This is a genomic window from Streptomyces sp. ADI95-17 (genome assembly GCF_003846175.1).
Taxonomy (GTDB): Bacteria; Actinomycetota; Actinomycetes; order Streptomycetales; family Streptomycetaceae; genus Streptomyces; species Streptomyces sanglieri.
Genome location: NZ_ML123046.1, coordinates 181,986 through 187,615, shown reverse-complemented (window position 1 = coordinate 187,615; position 5,630 = coordinate 181,986). Strand labels below are relative to the sequence as shown.

Sequence of the window (5,630 nt, the reverse complement as noted above, 5' to 3'; positions counted from 1 at the left end):
GCCCCGCGCCGGACCGCGCCCGGGCCCGCCCCGGCCCGCCCCCGCGTTCCCGAACCGGCACGGGCGCCGCAGAGCGCCCCGCCGGAGGCCGTCGCCGCGGCCGCCGCCGTGCTGGCCGAGGGTGGGGCTCCGGCGGCGCTGGCGGGACCCGCGGCCGAGACCCTCGGGGCGCAGGCGGCCGACGCCCTGCGCACCGACCCCTGGCAGCTGCTGGGCGTGCCGGGGGTCAAGCCCGAACAGGCCGACGGATTCGCGCGGGCCCTGCTCGGCGCCGAGTGCGGTCCGGACGACGAACGGCGGACCGCCGCCCTGGTCGGCTGGCTGCTGGAGCGGGCCGCGCTCCGGGGCCACACGGCGCTGGACGCGTCGGAGGTACGGGCCGCGCTGACCGAGCGTTCGGTTGCCGATCCCGAGGCGGCCGTGCAGCACGCCGTCGCCGAGGGAGTCGTCCTGGTCTTCCAGGACGGCCAGGAGGACGAGCAGGTCCACGACGGCCAGGGATCCGAAGCTCCCGCGGAATCCGACGAGGGCGGGGACGAAGACGCGGGCGCCGGGCAGGAGCCGGTGCAGGTGCTGCTCGGCCTCGACCGCTACGCACTCGCCGAGGAGAGCCTCGCCGACGGCCTGGCCCGGCTGGTCAACGCCTGCGAGAAGGACGCCGACTGGGAGCAGGCGGCCTCGGCCGCCGGCTCCCCCTCCGCGGCCGAACTGATCCGCGCGGTCGCGGCCCACGGTCTCGTGGCACACACCGGGGGCGAGGCCGCCAGGGCCGAGCCCGCCGCCCTGATCACCGCGGCCCGCACCCTCGGGCTGCGGGCCCTGGGCGTCACGCACAGCGCCGACGGCAGGCGCCGGCTGGCCGGGGCGACCGGCGATCCGGAGACGGCCGTCACCCTCGCCGGTCTGCTCTCGGGCGAGCAGGGCCCGGGGCGCGACGGGGAAGGGGCCATCGCCGTCGACCTGCTCGTCGTGCTGGACGCCCCGCAGCTGGACGTGGAGACCGCCGCGATCCTGGTCGAGTCCCTGGCCGACGGCACCCGACTGGTGCTCAGCGGCGATCCGGGCGTGCTGGGATCGGCCGGTGCGGGGCGGGTGTTCGCGGATGTGCTGGCGGCCCGCGCGTGCCCGCAGATCGTCTCCCGTACGCCGGATCCGGGGCCGATCGGCGAGCTGGTCTCCGGCATCGGCGTCGGCGAGCTGAACCAGGTCGAGGCGCCGGGCAAGGAGGTGGTGATCGTTCCCGTGCGCGATGCGGGCGAGGCGGTGCACCGCACCGTGCAGCTGGTGGCCGACTCGGTGCCACGCGCCATCGGCGTACCGTCGTCGGACACCCAGGTGATCACCGTCGGCCACGGCGGCTCGGCGGGCACCCGGGCGCTGAACGCGGCGTTGAAGCAGCGGCTCAACCCGGGTCCCGGCCGGTTCGGCGGCTTCGACCCGGGCGACCGCGTCGTCCATGTCCCGGCGCCCGGCAGGGCCGAGCCCGCCGTGGTCGTCTCGGCGGACGCCGAGGGTCTGCATCTGGACTGCGCGGGCACAGAGGTCGTCGTGGCCCAGGAACGGGTGGAGTCCTCCGTGCGCCATGGCTGGGCCCTCAGCGCGCATCAGGCGGCCGGGATGCGCTGGCCCGCGGTGGTCGTCGTGCTGCCGGGCGACGCGGCGCAGGGGCTGAGCCGTTCCTGGGTGTACACCGCCTTCAGCCGGGGCGAGCGGCATCTGTCCGTGGTGCACGGGGTGGATCAGGCGCTGCCTCGCGCGGTCGCCCAGCCCCCGGCCCAGGACCGCACGACGAGGCTGCGCACCCTGCTGGAGACCCCGGCCGGCTGACCGGGCCCCCGGCAGGGACGCCGGCACCGGACGGGCTCGGCGTCGAGCCCGTCCGGCAGGTGGGTCAGGAGCTGTCCGCCGCCAGGCTGGCCGGTTCCTCGTCCGGTTCGTCCTCGTCGAAGACGGCGCTGACGTCGAAGCGGCAGACCACCAGCTGCGGATCCGCGTCGTCGAAGGGTGCGCCGAGCCACTCCCCCGCCTCGGGAAGGTCCTCGGCGGCCGTGACCCAGAGCGTGGAGTCCCCCTCCTCCAGGCCGAACTCCGCGTGCCGGGACGCGATCTCGTCGGGTTCGTACTCCCCGAAGAGCACGCCGAGCGCCGCGTGGACGCTGGAGCCGACCACCGCGGCGCTCCCGCCGCGCTCGTCCTGGTCGAGGTCGGCGATCCGCTGGGCCTGTGCGAGCAGCCTCGGCGGTTCCACCACCGCGTAGTCGCGCCGGATCAGCACACTGAGTGCGTTCGGCTCCTCGGGGCCGGTGTACGGCGGCAGCGAATCCTCCGCACCCGGGATCTCGAAAGGGGTGACTTCGTCGTACCGGTCATAGAGCAGCTCGTCGTAGAACTCGGCGGCAGCGGCCAGTGCGTTGAACGCGTCATAGACGGCCACGTCGTCGTCCCCGGTCCGGCGTTCGACGGCCGCGAGGTGGTGGTCGAGCGCGGTTTTGACCGCCTCGGCGGCGGCGCGTACCTCGGCAGCGGTGGGCTGCGCAGCATCAGACATAGTGCAGACGCTATCCGTACACGGGCTCTGCCCGCACAATAGATGCGATGCCGGAATACGAATTTGTCGATGTGTACGTGCCGCGCGGGGTGTCCCGGAAGGAAACGGCCCGCCTGTTGACCGACCATGCCGAGTACGGTCACTGGGAGTTGGACCGGCTGACGCTGCGTCGCGACGGCAGTCGAAGGGTGCGCCTGCGGCGGCGGATCATCCGCCAGCTCCGGGCCACCTGGTGAGTCGGAGCGGGCCCGGCATCCGCGGGGCCCGCTCCCTTCGTGGCGCTTGTGGCGCCGTCCCGGTCCGCTACGCGGACGCCCGGGCGCGGCGGTAGAGCACCGTGCCCGCACCCGCCAGCAGCAGGCCCGCGCTCGCCGGGATCAGCAGGTCGAGCCCGCCCGCTCCGGTGTGTGCGAGCTGCGGGACGTTCTGTGTCTCGGGCACGTTCGGCACGGCCGGCTTCTCCGGCGCCGGGGGCTTGTGCTCGGTGACCGGGGTGACCGGGGTGACCGGGGGCGGTGTGACGGCCTCCGGGGCGTTCTCGCAGTCGTTGCCGAAGGTGGGGTTGAGCAGACCACCGATGGTGATGCTGTTCCCGCAGGCGTTCACGGGGATGTCGATGGGCACCTGGATGTTGTTGCCGGACAGCACCCCCGGCGAGCCCGTCGCGACGCCCTGGGCCGTCGCCCCGCCGCCGATGGGGGCCCGGTGCTTGCCCTTGCCGGGCCGGCTCGCCTGGGTGAGGTCGCCGGAGACGTGACTGCCGGAGACGTGCTTGCCCGGAGAGTTGTCCTGCGAACCGTTTCCGCAGGTGTTTCCGAACGCCGGGTTGAGCAGTGCCACGACGTCCACGGAATTGCCGCACACGTTGACCGGTACATGGACCGGGATCTGTACCGAATTCCCTGACAGCACCCCCGGGGAATTCGTCGCCTCGCCGGACGCTCCCGCGTCCGCGTGCGCATAGCCGCCACTCAGCGCGAGCGCGCCGCCCGCGGCCGCCATGGTGATCAGGCCTTTACGCGTGACCTGTCGCATAGGTTGATTCCTGCCTTCTACCTTCCGGAAAACCCCCGGACTTGACCGTGCGGGGGCGAAGTACCCGGCAGCCCCGGAGTGCATGGCGTGCACTCCGGGGCCGACCGGATTCAAACCCTTGCGGGTTGACGCACAACGTCAGGCGTTGATGCAGGTGTTGCCGAAGGTGGGGTTCAGCAGCCCGATCACGGAGATCGTGCTGCCGCACACGTTCACCGGCACGTGGATGGGCGCCTGGATGTTGTTGCCCGAGATCACACCGGGGCTGCCGACAGCGGCACTCTGGGCACCGGAGTCCGCGACGGCCATGCCCGCACCCGCGAGCACCAGACCACCGGTGACAGCCGCAGCAGCGACGACCTTCTTGATCATTATTCCTCCTAGTTGGCAAATGCGGTCCCAGCCGCGGACCGCATCACTTGTAACGAGGAAGAGGTAATCGAGCTACGAGCGTATGGACCCTTTCACTCGTTCCGGTCAAATACGCACACGCTGGCGATTGTTGGTGCGGAAAGTCGGCGGAAATCCGGCAAGGCGTCAGCAGTTGTCGATGAAACGGTCGAGCACACGCACGCCGAACTTCAGGCCGTCCACCGGAACGCGCTCGTCCACTCCGTGGAACATGCCCGCGAAGTCGAGCTCCGGCGGCAGCTTCAGCGGGGCGAACCCGAAGCAGCGGATGCCCAGATCGTCGAAGGACTTGGCGTCGGTGCCGCCGGAGAGCATGTAGGGCACCGCACGGGCGATCGGGTCCTCCGCCTTCAGGGCGACCTGCATCGCGTCGACGAGCGAGCCGTCGAAGCTGGTCTCCAGCGCCTTGTCGCCGTGCACGTCCTCACGCTTCACGCGCGGGCCGAGGATCCGGTCCAGGTCGGCCAGGAACTCGTCCTCGTAGCCGGGCAGGAACCGGCCGTCGACATGGGCGATGGCCTGGCCGGGGATGACGTTCACCTTGTAGCCGGCGCCCAGCATGGTGGGGGCGGCGGAGTTGCGGAGCGTGGCGCCGACCATCTTGGCGATGCCGCCCAGCTTGGCGAGCGTGGCCTCCATGTCCTCCGGGTCGAGCGGGGTGCCGAGCGCGTCGGACAGCTCGTCCAGGAAGGACCGCACGGTCTTGGTCACCCGGACCGGCCACTTGTGCCGCCCGAGCCGCCCGACCGCCTCGCAGAGCTCGGTGATCGCGTTGTCGTCGTTGGTCATCGAGCCGTGGCCGGCGGTGCCGTCCACGGTGAGCCGCATCCAGTGCATGCCCTTCTGGGCCGTCTCGACGAGGTAGAGCCGCAGCTTCTCGTTCACCGTGAAGGAGAAACCGCCGACCTCGCCGATCGCCTCGGTGACCCCCTCGAAGAGGCCGGGGTGCTTGTCCACGAGGTACCGCGCGCCGTACGTGCCGCCCGCCTCCTCGTCCGCGACGAAGGCCAGCACGATGTCGCGCGGGGGCTTGCGGCCGCTGCGCATCCGGTCGCGGACGACCGCGAGGGTCATCGCGTCCATGTCCTTCATGTCGACCGCGCCGCGGCCCCACACACAGCCGTCCGCGACCTCGCCCGAGAACGGGTGGTGCGTCCAGTCGTGCGCATTGGCCGGAACCACGTCGGTGTGACCGTGGATGAGCAGCGCGGGCCTGGACGGGTCCTCGCCCTCGATCCGGGCCACGGTCGAGGCGCGGCCCTTGTGGGACTCGAAGATCTGCGGCTCCAGCCCGACCTCGGCGAGCTTCTCCGCGACGTACTCGGCCGCGCCCCGCTCCCCCGGCCCCGAATGGTCCCCGTAGTTGCTGGTGTCGATCCGGATCAGCTCACGACAGAGGTCCACGACCTCGTCCTCGCCGGAGACGGTCCGGGCCGTGTTGGTCTCGCTCACGCTGCTTCCTTCCACTGTCGCTGTGGTGCTCCCCCTCATCCTCCCGCGCCCGGCCCGCACACCCAAGGGCACCCACCTCTCGTCATGCGTCCTTCACACGGTCCGGGGCGTGATCGAGCACCCCCGAATGTTTGCTATTGTTTTCCACGTCGGAACGGGCTGCGGCCCGCGAGACAGACACCTA

6 protein-coding genes are annotated in these 5,630 nt (G+C 71.8%); 2 read left to right on the top strand and 4 right to left on the bottom strand.

The window, feature by feature from the left end; translation table 11 throughout:
* A partial coding sequence (locus EES42_RS14710; RefSeq protein ID WP_241196393.1) for an ATP-dependent DNA helicase occupies positions 1-1,827 on the top strand: 1,827 nt, incomplete at its 5' end.
* Between the two features lie 64 nt (positions 1,828-1,891).
* Here EES42_RS14710 and EES42_RS14705 read toward each other — a convergent pair.
* Positions 1,892-2,548, bottom strand: a complete 657-nt coding sequence (locus tag EES42_RS14705; RefSeq protein ID WP_124718678.1) for a hypothetical protein — start codon at positions 2,546-2,548, stop codon at positions 1,892-1,894.
* Between the two features lie 47 nt (positions 2,549-2,595).
* On the opposite strand from EES42_RS14705, the gene EES42_RS14700 reads away from it, so the two are divergent.
* A complete protein-coding gene (locus tag EES42_RS14700; RefSeq protein ID WP_030918345.1) occupies positions 2,596-2,784 on the top strand; it encodes a DUF5703 family protein in 189 nt (62 codons plus the stop codon).
* 67 nt (positions 2,785-2,851) lie between these two features.
* Here EES42_RS14700 and EES42_RS14695 read toward each other — a convergent pair whose 3' ends face one another.
* The 3 genes from EES42_RS14695 to EES42_RS14685 all read right to left on the bottom strand — a co-directional run bounded on the left by EES42_RS14695 (position 2,852) and on the right by EES42_RS14685 (position 5,446).
* The gene (locus tag EES42_RS14695) at positions 2,852-3,583 is read right to left on the bottom strand and encodes a chaplin (RefSeq protein WP_124718677.1); all 732 of its coding nucleotides are present in this window, start codon (positions 3,581-3,583) and stop codon (positions 2,852-2,854) included.
* Between the two features lie 138 nt (positions 3,584-3,721).
* On the bottom strand, positions 3,722-3,955 hold the full coding sequence (locus tag EES42_RS14690) for a chaplin (RefSeq protein ID WP_124718676.1): 234 nt from the start codon (positions 3,953-3,955) through the stop codon (positions 3,722-3,724).
* Positions 3,956-4,120: 165 nt separating this feature from the next.
* Positions 4,121-5,446 (bottom strand): M20/M25/M40 family metallo-hydrolase, encoded by a 1,326-nt coding sequence (locus EES42_RS14685; RefSeq protein ID WP_124718675.1) that lies wholly within the window; start codon positions 5,444-5,446, stop codon positions 4,121-4,123.
* Positions 5,447-5,630 lie beyond the last annotated feature (184 nt).

Bases quoted from the DNA above. Each gene is read 5' to 3' on its own strand.
- EES42_RS14690 (WP_124718676.1), bottom strand. From the start codon at position 3,955: ATGATCAAGAAGGTCGTCGCTGCTGCGGCTGTCACCGGTGGTCTGGTG.
- EES42_RS14695 (WP_124718677.1), bottom strand. From the start codon at position 3,583: ATGCGACAGGTCACGCGTAAAGGCCTGATCACCATGGCGGCCGCGGGC.
- EES42_RS14700 (WP_030918345.1), top strand. From the start codon at position 2,596: ATGCCGGAATACGAATTTGTCGATGTGTACGTGCCGCGCGGGGTGTCC.
- EES42_RS14705 (WP_124718678.1), bottom strand. From the start codon at position 2,548: ATGTCTGATGCTGCGCAGCCCACCGCTGCCGAGGTACGCGCCGCCGCC.